Raw genomic sequence first — 17,069 nt, 5'->3', positions numbered from 1 at the left:
TCGGGAGACGCGCCGCCGCTGTCGTGGCGGGTCAGTCCGCGGCGGACCGGAAGACCGGGTAGTAGCCACCGGACTGTCCGGCGGCCGTCGGGTGGTACGACTTGGTCAGGCTCAGCACGTTCAACGCGTGCAGCCACTTCGTCCCGTAGCTGCACAGCTGGTGGCCGACGAAGATGGAGCGGACGTCGGCGAACGTGAAGCCGGCCGAGGTGGCCGCGGTCCGGATGATGTCGTCGAGCAGGTTGATGCCTTCGTTGATCTTCGCCCGGGACGTGGCGCTCAGTCCGACGCAGGGCGTGCCGAGCTGGTAGAAGACCGGGTAGCCGACCACCACGACCCGGGCCGAGGGCGCGCGGCCCTTGATGCCGTTGTAGACGTTGGCGAGGCGACCCGGCATCTGCGTGCGGGCCACGTTCATGGCGGACTGCACGGCGGCCACGCACTGGGTCTCACCCTGGAGCACGCAGGTGCTCATGATGGTGGCGAAGCCGACGTCGTTGCCGCCGATCGTCACGCTGACGAGCGTGGTGGTCGAGGAGAGCGCGGAGAGCTGGTTGTTGATGACGTCCGCCGTGGTGGCGCCCGAACAGGCCACCGAGCGGTACGAGGCGGGCTTGATGTTCGCGTTGTAGAGCGCCGGATAGGCCTTTGTGCTGCGTAGACAGTTGCCGCTCTCGGAGGTGTAGCTGTCGGCGCCGACGCCGGAGGCGTACGAGTCGCCGAGCGCGACGTAGCGGTCGGACGGGGCCGCCTGGGCGGGGGCGGCCATGGACAGGGTGACTCCGACCGAGGCGGCCAGGGTCAGGGCGAGGGTGGCAAGACGGGATCTCCGCACGTCGCACTCCTGGGGGCGTGAAGTGGTGGTGAGAGATAGATATCAATAAGATCACAGGGGGCGGAAGATCACCGAATTACGGGCCCGCGCGCATAGCGACTTGTCCCGACAAATCGCTGCCGGCCAGGCACGACGGAACGAAGGACCTCGCCGGGTCGGAGCGGCCGGTCCAGATCGGCCGGCTCGGGGGCGGGCGCCGGCTTCGGGTCAGGCGTCGGCGCAGCGGCTCACACCGGGCGACGGCCGGCGAAACCGCACTCGACCCGGTGGTACCACCGGATGTCGGTGTCGCCCTCCAGCCAGCACCAGAGCACCGCCCGGCCGTCGCGCTCCCCGGGGAAGTCCAGCAGCACCGGCGCGATCCCCTTGACCGCGATGTCGTGCTGCTGGAACTCGTCCACCACGGCGTGCAGCCGCGCCTCCAGGCCCTTGACCTCGGCGAGCCCGCCGAGCACGCTGACCCCGTGGTCGGCCAGGTCGACGCGCAGCTCGGCCAGGTCGGCCCGTAGTCGGATCAGCTCGTCGACGCGGGGGCGCAGGGTGGCCACCAGGTGCCGCGCCTGGGCGAGAGTGAACACCGGGCCAGTATGCGGCACGACCGTTTCGTGTCGCCCCCCGGCGCTTGTGGTGTCCACCTCGACATCGGCCGCGGCGGCACCCGTGACCCCAGCCCTGCCCGGCCGGCACCCGTGGCCCGTCCTCAGGACGGGATTCGTTCCGCCTCCTGCACGAACGTGTCCGCCCGGCCCGCGCCGAGCCGGTCCAACTCGGTCAGCACCGCGCCCACCCCGTCGCTCTCGACGAGCACGCCGACGTGCAGCCGCTCCGACAGCGGCTGGTCCTGCCAGTAGCCGCGGGGCAGCAGCCGCGCCGCCGCCGTGGTGCTGGCCACCGCGGCATCGCTGATGATGACCGAGATGGCGCCGGCGCGCAGCAGGGCGTCGCGCAGGTCGGCGCTGTCGGTGGCCAGGTCCGGTTCCAGCAACGCGGTGACCAGCCGGACCCGGGTGGCCGACGGCGCGGCCGGCTGGTCGCCTCCGACACCGCCGTCTCCGGTGCGGCGTCGCGGCGCCCCCGGCGCGGCGAGGCTCGTCACCCCGCCCAGGTGGTAGGCGTCGGCGCCCTGTTGCGCCTGGTCCAGCCGCTGCTGGTCCCGCGCCGGGGCGCGCAGGCCGATGAGCGCCTGCACCCCGGAGGCGATCAGCCAGGTCAGCACGAAGGAGAACGCGACCACGCTGACCACGCCGACGAGCTGGTCCCAGAGCAGGCCGCCTCCACCGCCGAGGAACAACCCGTCCGCGCCGAGCGGGTTGACGCCGCGGTTGCCGAACAGGCCGAGCAGGAGCGTGCCGAGCATGCCGCCGACGAAGTGCACGGCGAGCACGTCCAGCGCGTCGTCGAGACGCAGCAGGTACTTCACCTTCAGCGCGAAGTGGCAGACCAGCCCGGCCAGCGCGCCGATCGCCACGGCGGAGGCCGCGTTGACGTACCCGGCGGTGGGGGTGACCGTCGCCAGGCCCGCCACCGCGCCGGAGACGGCGCCCACGACGGTGCTGTGCCCGTCGGTGACGCGTTCCAGCGCCAACCACACAAGCATCGCGGCCGCGGCGGCGAGGTGGGTGTTCAGGACGGCCTGCGCGGCCACCCCGTTGGCCTGGAGTCCGTCGCCGCCGTTGAAGCCGAACCAACCGAACCAGAGGATGCCCGCGCCGACGATGGTCAGCGGGATCGAGTTCGGCGGCGCGGCGGTGTGCGGCCAGTCCCGGCGGCGACCGACGACGAGCAGGACGGCGACGACCGCGGCCCCGGCGCTGGCGTGCACGACGAGCCCGCCCGCCCAGTCCTGGGTGCCGAGCTTCGCCAGCCACCCGCCGGGGTGCCAGAGCCAGTGCGCGATCGGCGCGTACACCACGACCGACCACACCGCGAGGAACAGCACCCAGCCGCCGAACTTCAGCCGGCCGGCGGTGGCGCCGGTGACCAGCGCCGGGGTGATCACCGCGAACATCATCTGGAACAGCACGAACGCCAGCGTGGGGATGGTGATCCGGCCGTCGACGACGTGCAGGTGGGGGGCGGGGGGCACCCTCAGGTCGGTCAGCCCGAACAGCTCCAGATTGCCGAACAGGCCGCTGCCGGCGTCGTCGCCGAAGGCGATGGTGTAGCCGACCAGCACCCAGGTCAGGCTCACCACACCCAGGGCGATCATGTTCTGTTGCAGCATCGCGAGCACGTTCCGGCCGGGCACCATGCCGCCGTAGAACGCCGCGAGGCCCGGCGTCATGAACAGGACGAGGCCGGCGCAGACCAGCACCCAGGCCGTGTCACCCGCGTTCGGAGCGGACACGGTTTCCCCCTTTTTCTCGCAGGTGGACGGAGTCGCGGACGGTGGACAGGAGGCTGTCCTTGACCCGTTCGTGGTTGGGCACCGGCGCGAAGTGCCGGGCGGGCAGCAGGAGCAGCCAGGTGGCGATGTTGAACGGCCCGGTCAGCACCGGGATGCCCACCGGCGTGAGCATGGTGGTCAACGCCATCTGCACGAACAGCGTCAGCACGATGCCGAACAGCGTGTAGACAGTCACCAGTGCGCCAGGGCGGTGCGCGACCGCACCGACCACGATCGCGGTCAGGACCGCGTTGAAGGCGAACAGCCCCTTGTCCAGCGACGCGCCGTCGGCGCCGAACCAGAGCGCCAGCAGCGTCGCGACGACGGTGCCGATCACCGCGAACAGCGCCGACCACCGCGAGTTGATCAGCAGGGCGACCAGCACGAGCAGGCCGGTGACCCAGCTCTCGATCAGGAAGATCTGGGACACGCCGTTGAGCATGCTCGGCAGCAGGCCCCAGTCGAACGCCCCGCCGGCCGGCGACCCCTCACCGGGAAACTTCGGCGTCAGCTTGGTGAGCACGGTGAACCTGTCGAACTGGTAGGCCGCCATCAGCAGGAACCAGGTGGTGAGCACGAACGGGAAGGTGTAGGCGGTCAGGTTCCAGCGCTTGAAGACGGCGTTGAGGGCCAGCGTGACCACCACCGTCGCGATCGCGCCGAGCACCAGGTAGAGCCACATCAGCGGGCGCTGGTCGAGAAACGTCGGCACCGCGAGGCCGGTCAGCACCGGGCTGAAACCGAACAGGCCGCTGCGCCAACTGGGCATGTCCACCTGCAGCGCCAACGCCGTGGCGGTGCCGACCACCAGACCGAGCACGCCGCCGCCGAAGACCCGTGGCGTTCCGTTCTCGAACGCCCCCCAGGCGAGCGCGACCAGGATGAGGAGGCCGCTGAGCGGGTTGTTCTGGAGCACCACCTGCGCCGGCCCGCGCAGGCAGGCGTCCACGAATCGGATCAGGGGGTTCCGCTCGGCCAGCCGGCGCCAGCCTCGTCCGCTGTCGGCCATGTCGCTGCTCCCGTCAACGCCAACTGAAGACCGGCGGGAACGTGCAGCCGGTCACCTCTTCGCGGGCGGCCACGCAGAACGCGCGCAGCGCGGCCCGGACCGGCTCGGTCTCCTGACCGAGCACCTTGCACACCAGACCTGCGTCGTTGGGCAGCCGGCTGACCGCGGTGGCCAGCGGCGTCGCCTCGTCCCACACCGGCGTCTCGGTGCGGGCGAAGACCCGGGCCGCCCGCTGCGGGTCGGTGAGCAGCACGGCGTTGCCGAAGACGTGGAAGCGGTCCATCATCCCGACCCGGGACACCGGGAACCGGCCCGGCGTGATCACGAACTTCTCGGCGAACAACCGGCGGCCGTCCGGACGCTCGGCGCGCAGGGCGGTGGAGAACAGGTCGTACGCGAAGAGCTCACCGTCGCGGTAGTACTTGCGGCCGGGTTGGAGCACCTCGGCGTACAGCATCGTCGCGGTGTCCGGGAGCCGGACCACGGTGTCCGAGACGAACCGGCTGCGCCGGAACGGGATCACCGGCTCGGGCAGGAACTCCAGGTAGGCGTCCTCGGCCAGGGTGAAGCTCTGCGCCTGGGTGCCGTAGTTGGCGTCCATCTCCTGGATCTTGGTGGCGGCCTGGGTGACCAGGTGCGCCTGCGCGCCCGGCCCGAGCGTCACGTCCATCCGCAGCCGGTCGCCCTGGAGCACCCCGCCGGAGGTGGTGAGGATCATGACGCAGGGCAGACCCGGCATCTCCTCGTCCCAGTACAGCGCGCGCTGCACCAGCAGCGGCGACTGCCGGTACATGTCGCGCAGGATCGTCCGGTCCCCCCGCCGCTCGAACCCCAGCCGCAGCACGCCGACCTTGCCGTTGGCGGCGGCCGGCAGCTGCGCCGGCTGGTCCTGGTAGGGCGTGAGTTCGCGGACGGAATCCAGTGTGGTCATGCCAGCACTTCGGCGTCGAAGAGCGCGTTGCGGCGCACCAGGTCGACCAGTTCGTCGATGCCTTCGCCGGTCTTGCAGTTGGTGAAGACGAACGGCTTGCCGCCGCGCATCAGCTCGGCGTCGTGCGCCATCACGCCCAGGTCGGCGTCGACGTACGGGGCCAGGTCGGTCTTGTTGATCACGAGGATGTCGGACTTGGAGATGCCCGGGCCGTTCTTGCGGGGGATCTTGTCGCCGGCCGCCACGTCGATCACGTAGATGAAGTAGTCGACCAGGGCGGGGCTGAACGTCAGCGTGAGGTTGTCCCCGCCGCTCTCGATGAGCACGACGTCGCTGCCCGGGAACCGCGTCTCCATGTCCTCCACCGCGGCGAGGTTCATGCTGGGGTCCTCGCGGACCGCGGTGTGCGGGCAGGCGCCGGTCTCCACCCCGACGATCCGCTCCTCGACCAGCACCCCGGTCAACGCCCGACGGACATGCTTGGCGTCCTCGGTGGTCACCACGTCGTTGGTGATGACAAGGATGCGCAGACCCTGGTCGACCAGGCGGGGCACGACAGCCTCGATGATCGCCGTCTTGCCGCTGCCGACCGGGCCGCCGACACCGATCCGACTCGCTGATTTCATTTCCGTTGCCCTTCAGGTGGATGAGCGCTCAGCTCATGAACAGCCGTACGTGTGCGTGCTGGTGCGCGCCGGCCAGCACGTCGAGGTGCGGGGCGAAGCCCTGCATGTCGTCGAGGCCCGCGGTTCGCAGTTCCTCGTAGTCCTCGCCGACCCGTTCGTTGACCGCGAAGAGGATCGACTGGGTGTCGAGGTGGTCCACCCGCATCAGCCGGACCGCCGCCCCGAGCACCATCGACGCCGCGCCGTACTGGTGGGCCGCGAACGCGTCCCGCTCGTCGACCCCCAGGTCGGCGAAGAGCACGCCGAGCGCGACCGGGTAGGTCACCGGGATGCCGGTGCCGCTCTCCGCGGCCCGCTTGCGCAGCAGGGACTCCCCGACCACGCGGTCGGCGGCCTCGGCGAGCTTGCGGCCCATCCGGACCGTCATGGTCCGCGTCTCCTCGTTGAGCTTGCGGACGTGTACGGCCTCGTCGGCGCGCCGGATCCGGTCGAGGTCACCGGCGCGGGTGGCGCGGTGCGCGACCAGGAGCGCCACCCCGTCGCCGGTGGCGGCGACCCGGGTCACCGTGCGCACGAACTCCTGCAGGGTGCTCCGGTCGTGGACCGTGCCCTGCTCGACCGCCGTCTCCAACCCGTTGGAGAAGGAGAAGGCGCCGACCGGGAAGACCGAGTCGCCGAACTGGAGCAACTTCAGGGCCTGGGTCACCGTGGACACGCCCGGCCCCTCAGTTGAGGTCGGCGGGCAGGTGCGAGTGCGGGGTCGAGTCGGCCCCGCCGAACAGCCGCCGCGACTCGTGTGGGGCGAGATACGCGATGATCTCGGTGCCCGGGACGAACTCGTGGGTGAGACCGGTGAACGCGTGGGTGCGCATCACCGAGTCCATGACCTTGCGGTCGACGGTCAGCGGCACGTACATCTTGGTGCCCTTCACCACCGCCGGCCAGTGCTGGTTGCCGATCGCGTGGCCGAGTTCGACGGCCGAGCGCACCACCATCTCCGGGGACTCGCCGTGCAGCGTGTCGAGGTGCACGACCATCACCTCGCCGAGCGCGACCCGGGCCACCACGGCGGTCGCGGTGGCCTCGTCCCAGGCCAGCACGTCGCCGTCGCGCAGCCGCACGCCCCGGGCCAGCGAGAGCGCCAGTTCGGTGCCGAGGCTGGTGGCCCGGCGTAGCCGGCTCTTCTGGGCGTCCCACTGGTCGAGGACGAGTTCGTCGACCTTCGCCTCGCGAAGCCGCTCGGTCCAGGTCGGCTCGCTCACGTTGCCGAGCACCGTTTCGACGAGCATGTGTTCTCCTTTCACGCGGCCCCGCCGCAGGGCACCGGGCCGCGTCGGTCAGCTGAAGAAGTAGAGCTGGCTGAGGGGAAGGTTCTTGGCGGCCGGCACCGTCGCGTGCACGCCGTCCATCTTCACGGCGAAGGTCTCCGGGTCGACTTCGAGCTTGGGCGTACGGTCGTTGCGCACCATGTCGCGCTTGGTGAGGTTGCGGCAGCCGTAGACCGGCATGACCCGACGCCGCAAATCCAGCTTCTCGGCGACGCCGGACTCGTGGGCGGCCCGGGACACGAACGTCACGCAGTTCTTCGCCACCTGCGAGCCGGTGGCGCCGAACATCGGTCGGTAGTAGACCGGCTGCGGGGTGGGCAGCGAGGCGTTCGGGTCGCCCATGATCGACCAGGCGATCATGCCGCCCTTGAGCACCATTTTCGGCTTCACCCCGAAGAACGCGGGCTCCCAGAGAACGAGGTCCGCGAGCTTGCCCGGGGTGACCGAGCCGATGACGTGCGAGACGCCCTGGGTGATGGCCGGGTTGATGGTCATCTTGGCGACGTACCGCAGGACGCGGAAGTTGTCGTTGGCGTCGGAGTCCTCGGCGAGCTTGCCCCGGGTGTTCTTCATCTGCCCGGCGAGCTGGATGGTGCGCAGCCAGGTCTCCCCCACCCGGCCCATCGCCTGCGAGTCGCTCTGCATCATCGAGATGACGCCCTCGTCGAGCAGGACGTCCTCGGCGGCGATGGTCTCGGTGCGGATGCGGCTCTCCACGAAGGCGACATCCGAGGGCACCTTCGGGTTGAAGTTGTGGCAGACCATGATCATGTCGTACAGCTCGGACTGGCTGTTGATGCCGTACGGCACGGTGGGCGTGGTCGACGCGGGCAGCACGTTCATCTGGCCGGCGACCTTGATGATGTCCGGGGCGTGTCCGCCGCCGGCGCCCTCGGTGTGGAAGGTGTGGATGGTGCGGCCCTCGAAGGCGGCGATGCTGTCCTCGATGTAGCCGCTCTCGTTGAGGGTGTCGGTGTGGATGCTGACCTGGACGTCGTACTCGTCGGCGACGGCCAGGCAGGTCCGGATCACCGCGGGCGGCGCCCCCCAGTCCTCGTGGATCTTGAAGCTGGGCACGCCCGCCATGATCTGCTCGACCAGGGGCGTGCGACCGCTGCTGTTGCCCTTGCCCAGCAGGCCGATGTTGATCGGCAGGTTCTCGAACGCCCGCATCATGTTCTGGATGTTCCACGGGCCGGGCGTGATGGTGACGCCGTTGGTGCTGTCGGTGGGCCCGGTACCGCCGCCCCAGAGGGTGGTGACACCGTTGCTGAGCGCGGCCCACACCTGCTGCGGAGTGACCAGGTGGACGTGCGCGTCGATGCCACCGGCGGTCAGGATCAGGTGCTCGCCGGAGATCGCGTCGGTACCCGGGCCGGTCACCAGGCCGGGAGTCACTCCGTCCATGACGTTCGGGTTGCCGGCCTTGCCGATCCCGGCGATGTTGCCGTCCTTGATCCCCACGTCCGCCTTGACCACGCCGAGCATCGCGTCGACGATCGTCACGTTGGTGATGACCAGGTCGACCACCCCCTCGGCGGTGGTGGCCTGGCTGTTGCTGCCCATGCCGTCGCGCAGCGTCTTGCCGCCGCCGTACATGACCTCGTCACCGAGGACCCGCAGGTCCTTCTCGATCTCGATGTAGAGGTCGGTGTCACCCAGCCGGATCTGGTCGCCCGTGGTCGGGCCGTACATTCCGGCGTATTCCTGCCGTGAGATCTGACTCATGCGTTCTCGCTCCAGCTCTGGCGCGTCGAATTGGCGGCCTACTGCTTGCCCTTGCCCTTGCCCTTGCCCTGCTCCTGCTGCTCCTGCTGGGCCGACTTGAAGCCGCGCGTCTGGGCGTTGTGCAACGCCTCGGCGCGGTCCGGCCGGTATCCGGGAATCGGCCCGTCGCCGGTCCAGCCCTGGACCAGCCCGTTGAACCCGTACACCCGCTGCAGGCCGCCGTACGGGACCAGCTGCACCGTCTTACGGTCGCCCGGCTCGAACCGGATCGACGTGGTGGCCGGGATGTTCAGCCGTTTGCCGAAGGCCGCCGGGCGGTCGAACTCCAGGAAGCGGTTGGCCTCGAAGAAGTGGAAGTGGGAACCGACCTGAATGGGCCGGTCGCCGGTGTTGTGCACGACCACCTCGGTCACCGGTCGCCCGGCGTTGAGTTCCAGCGGTTGGTCGCTGAGCTTGTAGCCGCCGATGGGCCGAAGGTGCTTCGAGTTCGGGCCCGGGTGTTGCTTCGCCATGTCGCCCCCGCTCTGCCGGAGGCCGGCGCCTCCGGTCGCTGCTCTACTGGATGGGTGAGTGGACGGTGATCAGTCGGGACCCGTCGGTGAAGACCGCTTCGACCTGGAGCATCGGGATCATGTCCGGCACGCCGGGAATCACGTCGTCGGCCGTGAGCACGGTCCGCGCGTCGTTCATGACCTCCTCGACGGTCTTGCCGTCGCGCGCCCCTTCGAGCGCCGCGGCGCAGATGACCGCGACGGCCTCGGGGTGGTTGAGCTTCACCCCTCTCGCCCTGCGCGAGTTCGCCACCATCGCCAACGAGTGGATGGTCAGCTTGTCGAATTCCCTCGGCGTGAGATGCACTGCGCGATCCCTTCGCATGCGGTCGCTGGTCCGGTCGGGTCGCGTCCGGCTGCCCGCTCAGGGCGACGACCTCCGACAACCTCGCCAACGTACTAAGGAATTAGGTGCTTTGTGGGCCTTTGGGGTTGTTTCCGCTACCCGAGTGGCTTCCGGAGCGGCGCCGGTAGTCGGCCAACCACATCTCCTGGATCTGTTCGAGCGTCCTGCCCTTCGTCTCCGGCAGGTAGCGCCGCACGAACAGGAAGCCGAGCACGCACAGGCCGGCGAAGAGCGCGAACACCCCCGAGCGCCCGAGCGCGTCGAGCAGGCTCAGGAAGAACTGCGTGATCAGGTACTCGGTGCCCCAGTGGGTGGCGGAGGCAATCGCCACACACCGGCCGCGGATCGGGCCCGGATAGATCTCGTTGATGACGGTCCACGCCGCCGGGCCGATGGACACCGCGTAGAATGCGACGAAGAGGATCACGCCGGCCAGCAGGAACCGGCCCCGTGAGGTGATCCCGCCGGCTCCCGCACCGACCCCCGCGCCCAGGAAGCTCAGGCTCACCACGGCCAGCGAGGCCGCCATCCCCAGCAGCCCGACAAGCAGTAGCGGCCGGCGACCCACCCGGTCGAGGAGGCCCACCGCGACAAGCGCGAACGCCGCGTCCACCGCGCCGATCGCCCAGGTGGTCGCGGAGAGCTGCTCCTGCGGGGTACGGAATCCGGCCGCCGAGAAGATCGAGTCGGCGTAGTAGATGATGCCGTTGATCCCGGTCGTCTGCTGGAACAGCGCCAGTCCCACGCCCAGCGCGAGCGGGCGCCGCCACTGCGGGCTGAGCAGTTCCCGCCAGCTCGCCCGCCGGCCGTGCAGGCTCTTCTCGATGTCCTGGAGACGCTGCTCCACCCGACGCTCGGGAACGGTCCGGCACAGCGATTCCCGGGCGCGGCGCCGGTCGCCCCGCTTGAGGTACCAGACCGCCGAGTCCGGCACCACCACGGTGACAAGCATCAGGGCCACGCCCAGCACGACGGCGGCCCCGAGCAGGTAGCGCCACGACCCGCCGCCGGTGAACAGTTCGTCCGCGAGGTAGCCGATGAAGATCGCGAAGGTGGTCGAGAACTGGTAGACCGCGAGCAGGCCGCCCCGGATCCGCTCCGGCGCGGTCTCGGCCGCGAACATCGGCCCGGCGACCGACGCCACGCCGATCCCCAGTCCGAGGAGCAGCCGCGCGCCCAGCAGGACACCGATAGTCGGGGCCGCCGCCTGCGCGACGGTGCCGACGACGTACGCCCCGGCGGCGACCCACAGCGCCCCCCGCCGGCCGATCCGGTCGGCGAGGTGACCACCGGGCCAGCGCGCCGGCGAGCGCACCGAGCGTCACCCAGCTCGCCGCCACCTCCACCTCGAAGGTGTCCACGTCGAACGCGTGCCTGATGTCGTGCAGGGTGCCGCTGATGACGCCCTGGTTGTAGCCGAAGAAGGCCCCGGAGAGGACGACTATCGACAGGATCGCCACGAGGTTGTGCCGGGGCGGCCGGTGGGCCGCGCGTCCGCTCTCCGCCATCGCACCCCGCCCCCGCCGACCGCCGGAAGAAGCGGCCCAAAACACGCATCCGGGATATATAGTAGGCCCGCCCGAGCAGCCCGACAGCGAAAACGACCCGACGCGCCCCGGTGGCGCCACCTGCCGCACCCGACCGGCACCGGTCCTGTGCGCACGGACGGAGGAACGGTGGACCGGTCGGCACCGCCCGCCGGGCAGCCCGGTCCCACCGACTCCTTCCGCGAGTTCCGCCACCCGCTGACCGCGCTGATGCTCGCCGTGGTCGTCGCCGGAGCCCTCGACGCCTTCGCGTTCCTGCGGTACGGCGCGTTCGTCGCGAACCAGTCCGGCAACGCCGTCTTCCTCGGCATCGGCCCGGCCGGGGAGCACCCGGCGTGGCCGGTCTCCGCCGCCTCCCTGGTCGCGTTCGCCACCAGCGCCGGCCTGGTCGATCTGCTCCGGCACCGGGCGCGTCCGGCCGTGGCCCCCCTGGTCGACATCGTGGTCACCGAGGTGGGCATGGCCGCATGGACGGTGCTCAACCTGGTGCTCGCGTACGGCCGGGACGGCATGGGGTCCCGGATCGCGCTCGCCGCGGCCGGCGCGGTCGCCATGGGCAGCCTGACCACGGTGGCCACCCGCACCGCGGGCGTCGCCACCCCGATCACCTACCAGTCGGACACGACCGCGAAGACCGGTGAACGCGCCGCGCGCTGGCTGCTCGGCCCGCACGCCGGCCGGGCCCGAGCCCGGCGCGGCACCCTGCTCGGGCTGCTCGCCCTCGGCAGCTACACCATCGGTGGCGCGCTGGGCACCCTCGCCCAGCACCAGCCCCGCTGGGTGCCGCTCTACGGAACGCTCGGCCTGGCCGCGCTGATCCTGCTGCTCCGCCGGGGCGCGCCGCGACCGTCCCGCCCAGACGCGGCGACGCGCTAACCGCCGGCCGGCCCTCGGTCCGCCGACCTGTCAAGCTTGCTTGACAGGTCGGCGACTGACAAGCATCCTTGACACATGCGCAACACGGTACGAGCGCTGCGGACGCGCCGCGGCCTGTCGCAGGGCGAGCTTGCGGCGGCGATGGGCGTCTCGCGCCAAACGATCAATTCCATCGAGACCGGGAAGTACCTACCTTCCCTTCCGCTCGCGATCGGGTTGGCGCGCTTCTTCGAGACGCCTGTGGAGGAGGTCTTTCATGTCGAGCAGTGACCGGACGATCCGTAAGACGAGGTCATGGACCAGGTGGGCCGTCCCGGGCTTCGCGGCCCTGTTGGGCCTGACCTATCTCGTGGTGGGGTGGGTCGGCGGTGACCGCGGGTTCGGCCTCCAAGGCCTCGGCATCATGCTGGCCGTCGCGGTGGCGCTCCTGGTCCTGAGCCGCAGGAGTGAGACGGTCACGGGCCTGCTTGACCGCCGAGACGAACGCATCAACCAGATCGACAAGGACGCGACCGTCTTTGCCGGTGTGACGGTGATCTGCGCGGTGTTGATCGGGTTCGTCGTCGAGATCGCGCGGGGGCAGGACGGGATGCCCTACGCGGCACTCGGTGCGATCGCCGGAGTGGCATACGTGCTGGCCCTTGTGGTTCAGCGCATCCGCGGCTGAACGGGCCCCGGAACCGCCGCCGCGGCGGGATCCGGGCCCGTGCCGCACACCGAGCTTGGCGAAGCGGGTGGCCGCCGCACGGTGGCGCTTCGGGCCCTCGCGGGCGTCGAGACAGGCGCTAGTCGGCCTGCGCGGCGAGTTCGCGGGCCCGGTCCCGGGCCGCCTCCAGCGCCGCCAGCATGGCCGCGCGTACGCCGTGGTTCTCCAACTCCCGGACGGCCGAGATGGTGGTGCCCGCGGGCGAGGTGACCGCCTCGCGCAGCTTCACCGGGTGCTCACCGGAGTCGCGCAGCATCACCGCCGAGCCGATCGCGGTCTGCACGATCAGCTCGTGCGCCACCTGGCGCGGCAGGCCCAGCAGGATGCCCGCGTCGATCATCGCCTCGACCAGCAGGTAGAAGTAGGCGGGGCCGGAGCCGGAGAGCGCGGTGACCGCGTCCTGCTGTGACTCGGGCACCCGGACGGTGGCGCCGAGCGGGGAGAACATCTCCTCGGCCAGGGCCAGGTGCTCACCGGTGGCGTGCGCGCCGGCCGAGATCGCGCTCATCGCCTGGTCGACGAGCGCCGGGGTGTTGGTCATCACCCGCACCACCGGGGTGCCCTCGGGCAGCCGGCGGTTGAAGAAGCCGGTCGGCAGGCCGGCGCAGAGCGAGATGACCAACTTGTCGGCCGGCACCTTCGCGCCGATCTCGTCGAGCAACGCCCCGGCGTCCTGCGGCTTGACCGAGACGGCGAGCACCTCGGCCTCGTCCACCGCGGTGAGGTTGTCCACCACCCGGACGCCGTAGCGGTCGGTCAACTCCGCCGCGCGCGCCGGCCGCCGGGCGGTGGCCAGCAGCCGCTCCACCGGCCAGCCGGAGCGCAGCAGACCGGAGAGCACCAGCTCACCGATCTTGCCGGCGCCGATCACCGCGACGGTGTGCACCTCGCGTGCCATCAGGCGTACCCCTTCCCGGGTCGGCGGGGGGGGGGGGGGCCCGCCCCCCCCCCCCCCCCCCACTCTCCGTCGACTGGTCAGGCGATCGTCGACCGCCTCCGCCGCCGGCTCATCAGCAGCAGCATCCCACCCGCGGCCACCGCCAGCAGGCCACCACCGATGATCCCGGTCATCTGGAGACCGGTGACCGGCAGGCGCCCCTTGCCGTGGTGCGGCGGCGGACCGGGCTTCATCGTGGCCCGGTTGCTGAAGGTGCAGGTGACGTCCTGCCCCCGCGCCGGGGTGACCACTCCGTCGACCACCGGCACCGTCTCACCCCCGTCGGCCAGTACGCACTCGGGCGGGCCGACCTGCTCGTACCCGTCGGGGCCGCCGGACTCGCTCAGCCGGTAGCCGACGCCCACCTGGACCCGCACGTCGGTGACCGCCGGGCTGCCGGACCGCCCGCTGATCGGCGTCGCGCCGTTGACGGGCGTCGCGGTGAGCAGCCAGTCGGTGGGCTCGGCCTTACCGCCGCCGCCACCTTCCTTGCCGTCCCAGCCGTCAAGCACCTTCTTGACCAGGGTCAGGTGGGCGCTGCCCGGATCGACCTGGCCGTTGCGCCAGGTGCAGGTGTAGCTCTGACCGGCGGCCGGGGTGAACACGCCGTCCGGCGCCGGAAGCGGCGTCTGGGTGCCGTTCAGCACACAGGTCACCGGGCCGAGCTGCTCGTACCCGCTCGGGCCCCCGGTCTCACTGAGCGTGTAGCCGACACCCCCGACGGCCGCCACGTTCGTGACCTCCGGCTGGCCGCTGCGACCGCTGATCGGCGTCGCGCCCGGTCCGGCCGGTGGCGTCGCGTTCAGCAGCCAGTCCTGCGGCTTGGCGGTGCCGCCGAAGTCGCTCTGTACCTGCTTGACCAGGGTCAGCCGGGCGGGCGCGGGTGGCGGCACCTGCTCGTTGCGGAACGTGCAGGTGACGTCCTGCCCGAACGTCGGGGTGAGCCGGTTGTTCGGCGTCGGCACCACCGTCGTCGTCCCGGTCAGCACACACTGCGGGGTACCGACCTGCTGGTAGTCGTCCGGCCCGTCCCGTTCCAGGAGCTGGTACGGCACGTTCGGGAACGCCCCCGCACCGGTCACCGCCGGGGTGCCGCTACGCCCGCTGATCGGCGTCGGCACCGGTACGCCGTTACGCGGCACCGGCAGGGCCTCCAGCACCCAGTCCTGCGGCTGGGCCGTACCGCCGGCGACCTCCTTGACCAGCGTCACCCGGGCCGGCTGGGCCGCGTTGACCGCGGTGCAGACCGCCGTCTCGCCCAGCGGGACGCTGACCTGCCCGTTCGCGCCGGCGTAGACCGGTCCGACGCTCCCGTCCCTCTGGCGCAGGCCGCAGTTCCAGCTACCGGTGGCGGGCGGGACGATGTCCACGCCGTCCGTCACAAGCTGGGTGAACCCGGGGACGTTGGTCTCGGCGAGCGAGTGGGTGATACCCGGCTCGACCGGACCGGTCACGCCGTTGGTGCCCTCGACCACCGTCGAACCGTCCCGGATCGCTCTCAGCGTCCAGGCGTTCAGTGACGGCTCGGGTGCGCCGTAGGGGTTCTGCAGTTCCTTGGCCAGCGTCAGGCTGGTCGAGCAGGTGACCGTGTTGACCACCCGGAACTCGTTGCGGCCGGGCCGGCTCAGCACGACGGGACCGAGGTCGCCGGTGGCCGCGACCGGACCGCAGTTGGTCGGCAGCAGCTCCTCGTCGACCGTCTCACCGATGGTGACGCTCGCGCCGGTGGCGAAGCCGCCGTACTCGGTGTTCCAGGCCGGGCCGGGGATGCCGCTGATGGACAGGCCGGACTGGAACGCCACCGGCTGATCCGGGTTCTCGAACGACTCGCCGTTGATCACCCAGGTCTTGCGCACCACGATGCTGGAGCGCTGCTGCTCGGCCTGCCGGTTGAGGATCACGCAACTGACGACGGCGTTCGCCCGGGCAACGACGGTGAAACCGTTGTCGCCGCTGTTGGTCACCGGAATCGCCGTGCCGTTCGCGGTGCAGGCGGCGTTGTCGCCGTCCTGCTGCTCCAGCGTGAACCCGGCCTGCGGCGTCTCCGCCAGGGTGACCGGACGGCTGGTGGCGCCACCGAGATTCACGTCGAAGTTCACCGCGCCGGTGGTGGGGTCGGTGACGGCGCTGCCGGGGTCGACCCCGGCGGTCGTAGTGGAGACCGTCCAGCCGCCGGCGGGCTGCGCGTCGGCGGGGGTGCCGCCGGGCGGGATCACCTCCTTCACCACGCTGACGGTGCCGGCGCACGTCTCCAGGGCGAGTTGGCGGAAGAGCGCCGCGAGCTGTGCGTACCCCGTCTGGTAGTAGTCGGAGCCGGCGACCGGGCCGGAGATCGCGGCCAGGTTGTTCGCGGCGCCGCTGACGCCCGCCCCCACCCCCACAGCGACCACCCGGGTGCCGAGAGCCTTGACCGAGTTGGCGGAGAAGACGCCGTTCTCCACCTCCCTGAATCGGGTGAAGTCGCCAGGCCCCTGCGCGGGCGGCGGCCCGTAGAAGGTGGGGCTGTCGTCGGTCAGGATGATGACCGCGTCGTACGTGGTCGGGGCGGCCGCCACCCGGAAGAGGCCGGCGTCCCAGTTGGTGGCGCCGCCGGTCGTGAGCCCGTTGATCGCGGTCTTCACGGTGTCCGCGCCGGCGGTGTCGGAGACCGGGACCGGGTTGAGCACTGTCGCCGCGTTGGTGGCGAACGTGTACAGGCCGATCTGGGATGGGGTGCCGGTCAGCGCGTCCACGAAGCCGTTCGCGGCGGCCTTGACGTCGTTCAGGTTCGGCGCGATCGAGCCGGAGACGTCGATCAGCAACGCGATGCTGAGACCGCACTGCCCGGGCAGGGGCGGGTTGTCCCGGGCGTCGGCCCAGACCGCGCCGCGCGCCGTCCGGTTGGTGTCGCCCGTCGTGCTCACGGGGAACGCGTACGACACGTTGTTGGAGACCCGGCCGGTGAAGACGCCGTTGTAGACGGTCGACGTGGTCGTGGTGCCCCCGGTGTCCAGGCTCTCGAGCAGCCGCCAACCGTCCGGCGCGCTGCGCTCGATGATCCAGTAACCCTGGTTCAGGCCGGTCCGTCCCGGCACGTCCACGCTGCAGCTTCCGTCGGCCCCGGTGGTGCACGAGGCCGCCGCATCATCCCCGGGCCCGGGGCGGGTGCCGCCGACCCCCGGGTAGAAGTCGAAGGTGGCCCCGGCAAGCGGGCCGACTGTGTCGACCGACGAGCGTTGCCCGCCCTTGTTCACGGTCAGGGTGGCAGTGGTCGGACCGGCGGC

General features: G+C 71.0%; 17 protein-coding genes. 3 read left to right on the top strand and 14 right to left on the bottom strand.

The genetic code is table 11. The annotated features are described in order from the left end of the window. Positions 1 to 31: 31 nt before the first annotated feature. The 12 genes from ACLQ2X_RS22840 to ACLQ2X_RS22785 all read right to left on the bottom strand — a co-directional run bounded on the left by ACLQ2X_RS22840 (position 32) and on the right by ACLQ2X_RS22785 (position 11,055). Positions 32 to 835: an SGNH/GDSL hydrolase family protein gene (locus ACLQ2X_RS22840; RefSeq protein ID WP_425683126.1), complete on the bottom strand. Its 804-nt coding sequence runs from the start codon at positions 833 to 835 to the stop codon at positions 32 to 34. Positions 836 to 1,062: 227 nt separating this feature from the next. Further along, positions 1,063 to 1,413 (bottom strand): DUF2203 domain-containing protein, encoded by a 351-nt coding sequence (locus ACLQ2X_RS22835; RefSeq protein ID WP_425683125.1) that lies wholly within the window; start codon positions 1,411 to 1,413, stop codon positions 1,063 to 1,065. A gap of 122 nt (positions 1,414 to 1,535) precedes the next feature. After that, complete coding sequence (locus ACLQ2X_RS22830) at positions 1,536 to 3,182, bottom strand: ammonium transporter (protein ID WP_425683124.1); 1,647 nt, start codon at positions 3,180 to 3,182, stop codon at positions 1,536 to 1,538. Continuing rightward, complete coding sequence (gene yut, locus ACLQ2X_RS22825; protein WP_425683123.1) at positions 3,160 to 4,230, bottom strand: urea transporter; 1,071 nt, start codon at positions 4,228 to 4,230, stop codon at positions 3,160 to 3,162. Before yut ends, ACLQ2X_RS22830 begins: the two co-directional genes overlap by 23 nt. A 13-nt stretch (positions 4,231 to 4,243) precedes the next feature. Beyond that, positions 4,244 to 5,161 (bottom strand): urease accessory protein UreD, encoded by a 918-nt coding sequence (locus ACLQ2X_RS22820; RefSeq protein WP_425683122.1) that lies wholly within the window; start codon positions 5,159 to 5,161, stop codon positions 4,244 to 4,246. After that, complete coding sequence (gene ureG / locus ACLQ2X_RS22815; protein ID WP_425683121.1) at positions 5,158 to 5,787, bottom strand: urease accessory protein UreG; 630 nt, start codon at positions 5,785 to 5,787, stop codon at positions 5,158 to 5,160. Before ureG ends, ACLQ2X_RS22820 begins: the two co-directional genes overlap by 4 nt. Before the next feature lie 28 nt (positions 5,788 to 5,815). Continuing rightward, positions 5,816 to 6,502, bottom strand: coding sequence for an urease accessory protein UreF (locus ACLQ2X_RS22810; RefSeq protein ID WP_425683120.1), 687 nt, complete (start codon positions 6,500 to 6,502; stop codon positions 5,816 to 5,818). A gap of 10 nt (positions 6,503 to 6,512) precedes the next feature. Continuing rightward, positions 6,513 to 7,076 carry an urease accessory protein UreE gene (gene ureE / locus ACLQ2X_RS22805; RefSeq protein WP_425683119.1) on the bottom strand — a complete coding sequence of 188 codons (564 nt, stop codon included), beginning with the start codon at positions 7,074 to 7,076 and terminating at the stop codon, positions 6,513 to 6,515. 48 nt (positions 7,077 to 7,124) lie between these two features. Further along, the gene (locus ACLQ2X_RS22800; RefSeq protein WP_425683118.1) at positions 7,125 to 8,843 is read right to left on the bottom strand and encodes an urease subunit alpha; all 1,719 of its coding nucleotides are present in this window, start codon (positions 8,841 to 8,843) and stop codon (positions 7,125 to 7,127) included. 38 nt (positions 8,844 to 8,881) lie between these two features. Further along, on the bottom strand, positions 8,882 to 9,355 hold the full coding sequence (locus ACLQ2X_RS22795) for an urease subunit beta (RefSeq protein WP_425683117.1): 474 nt from the start codon (positions 9,353 to 9,355) through the stop codon (positions 8,882 to 8,884). Between the two features lie 43 nt (positions 9,356 to 9,398). Then, positions 9,399 to 9,701 (bottom strand): urease subunit gamma, encoded by a 303-nt coding sequence (locus ACLQ2X_RS22790; RefSeq protein WP_425683116.1) that lies wholly within the window; start codon positions 9,699 to 9,701, stop codon positions 9,399 to 9,401. Positions 9,702 to 9,801: 100 nt separating this feature from the next. Then, positions 9,802 to 11,055 (bottom strand): sugar porter family MFS transporter, encoded by a 1,254-nt coding sequence (locus ACLQ2X_RS22785; protein ID WP_425683115.1) that lies wholly within the window; start codon positions 11,053 to 11,055, stop codon positions 9,802 to 9,804. Positions 11,056 to 11,416: 361 nt separating this feature from the next. Here ACLQ2X_RS22785 and ACLQ2X_RS22780 point away from each other — a divergent pair, with 361 nt between their 5' ends. From ACLQ2X_RS22780 to ACLQ2X_RS22770, 3 genes are all read left to right on the top strand, one after another. Beyond that, a complete protein-coding gene (locus tag ACLQ2X_RS22780) occupies positions 11,417 to 12,163 on the top strand; it encodes a YoaK family protein (RefSeq protein ID WP_425683114.1) in 747 nt (248 codons plus the stop codon). A 75-nt stretch (positions 12,164 to 12,238) separates the two neighbouring features. After that, positions 12,239 to 12,433 (top strand): helix-turn-helix transcriptional regulator, encoded by a 195-nt coding sequence (locus ACLQ2X_RS22775; protein WP_425683113.1) that lies wholly within the window; start codon positions 12,239 to 12,241, stop codon positions 12,431 to 12,433. Beyond that, positions 12,420 to 12,830, top strand: a complete 411-nt coding sequence (locus ACLQ2X_RS22770; RefSeq protein ID WP_425683112.1) for a hypothetical protein — start codon at positions 12,420 to 12,422, stop codon at positions 12,828 to 12,830. The genes ACLQ2X_RS22775 and ACLQ2X_RS22770 overlap by 14 nt, the downstream gene beginning before the upstream one ends. Before the next feature lie 118 nt (positions 12,831 to 12,948). On the opposite strand, the gene proC is transcribed toward ACLQ2X_RS22770, so the two are convergent. Together proC and ACLQ2X_RS22760 are read right to left on the bottom strand one after the other, a co-directional pair. Then, a complete protein-coding gene (proC, locus tag ACLQ2X_RS22765) occupies positions 12,949 to 13,767 on the bottom strand; it encodes a pyrroline-5-carboxylate reductase (RefSeq protein ID WP_425683111.1) in 819 nt (272 codons plus the stop codon). 77 nt (positions 13,768 to 13,844) lie between these two features. Beyond that, positions 13,845 to 17,039 carry a VWA domain-containing protein gene (locus ACLQ2X_RS22760; RefSeq protein WP_425683110.1) on the bottom strand — a complete coding sequence of 1,065 codons (3,195 nt, stop codon included), beginning with the start codon at positions 17,037 to 17,039 and terminating at the stop codon, positions 13,845 to 13,847. Positions 17,040 to 17,069: the final 30 nt, after the last annotated feature.

It is taken from the genome of Micromonospora sp. DT31, from assembly GCF_049841795.1.
In the GTDB taxonomy this organism is placed as follows: domain Bacteria; phylum Actinomycetota; class Actinomycetes; order Mycobacteriales; family Micromonosporaceae; genus Micromonospora.
The sequence above is the reverse complement of the archived record's forward strand: the minus strand, read 5'-3'. Positions and strand labels throughout refer to the sequence as shown.

Coding starts and splice junctions, on each gene's coding strand:
- yut (WP_425683123.1), bottom strand. CDS start 4,230: ATGGCCGACAGCGGACGAGGCTGGCGCCGGCTGGCCGAGCGGAACCCC.
- ACLQ2X_RS22820 (WP_425683122.1), bottom strand. CDS start 5,161: ATGACCACACTGGATTCCGTCCGCGAACTCACGCCCTACCAGGACCAG.
- ureG (WP_425683121.1), bottom strand. CDS start 5,787: ATGAAATCAGCGAGTCGGATCGGTGTCGGCGGCCCGGTCGGCAGCGGC.
- ureE (WP_425683119.1), bottom strand. CDS start 7,076: ATGCTCGTCGAAACGGTGCTCGGCAACGTGAGCGAGCCGACCTGGACC.
- ACLQ2X_RS22800 (WP_425683118.1), bottom strand. CDS start 8,843: ATGAGTCAGATCTCACGGCAGGAATACGCCGGAATGTACGGCCCGACC.
- ACLQ2X_RS22795 (WP_425683117.1), bottom strand. CDS start 9,355: ATGGCGAAGCAACACCCGGGCCCGAACTCGAAGCACCTTCGGCCCATC.
- ACLQ2X_RS22775 (WP_425683113.1), top strand. CDS start 12,239: ATGCGCAACACGGTACGAGCGCTGCGGACGCGCCGCGGCCTGTCGCAG.
- ACLQ2X_RS22770 (WP_425683112.1), top strand. CDS start 12,420: ATGTCGAGCAGTGACCGGACGATCCGTAAGACGAGGTCATGGACCAGG.
- proC (WP_425683111.1), bottom strand. CDS start 13,767: ATGGCACGCGAGGTGCACACCGTCGCGGTGATCGGCGCCGGCAAGATC.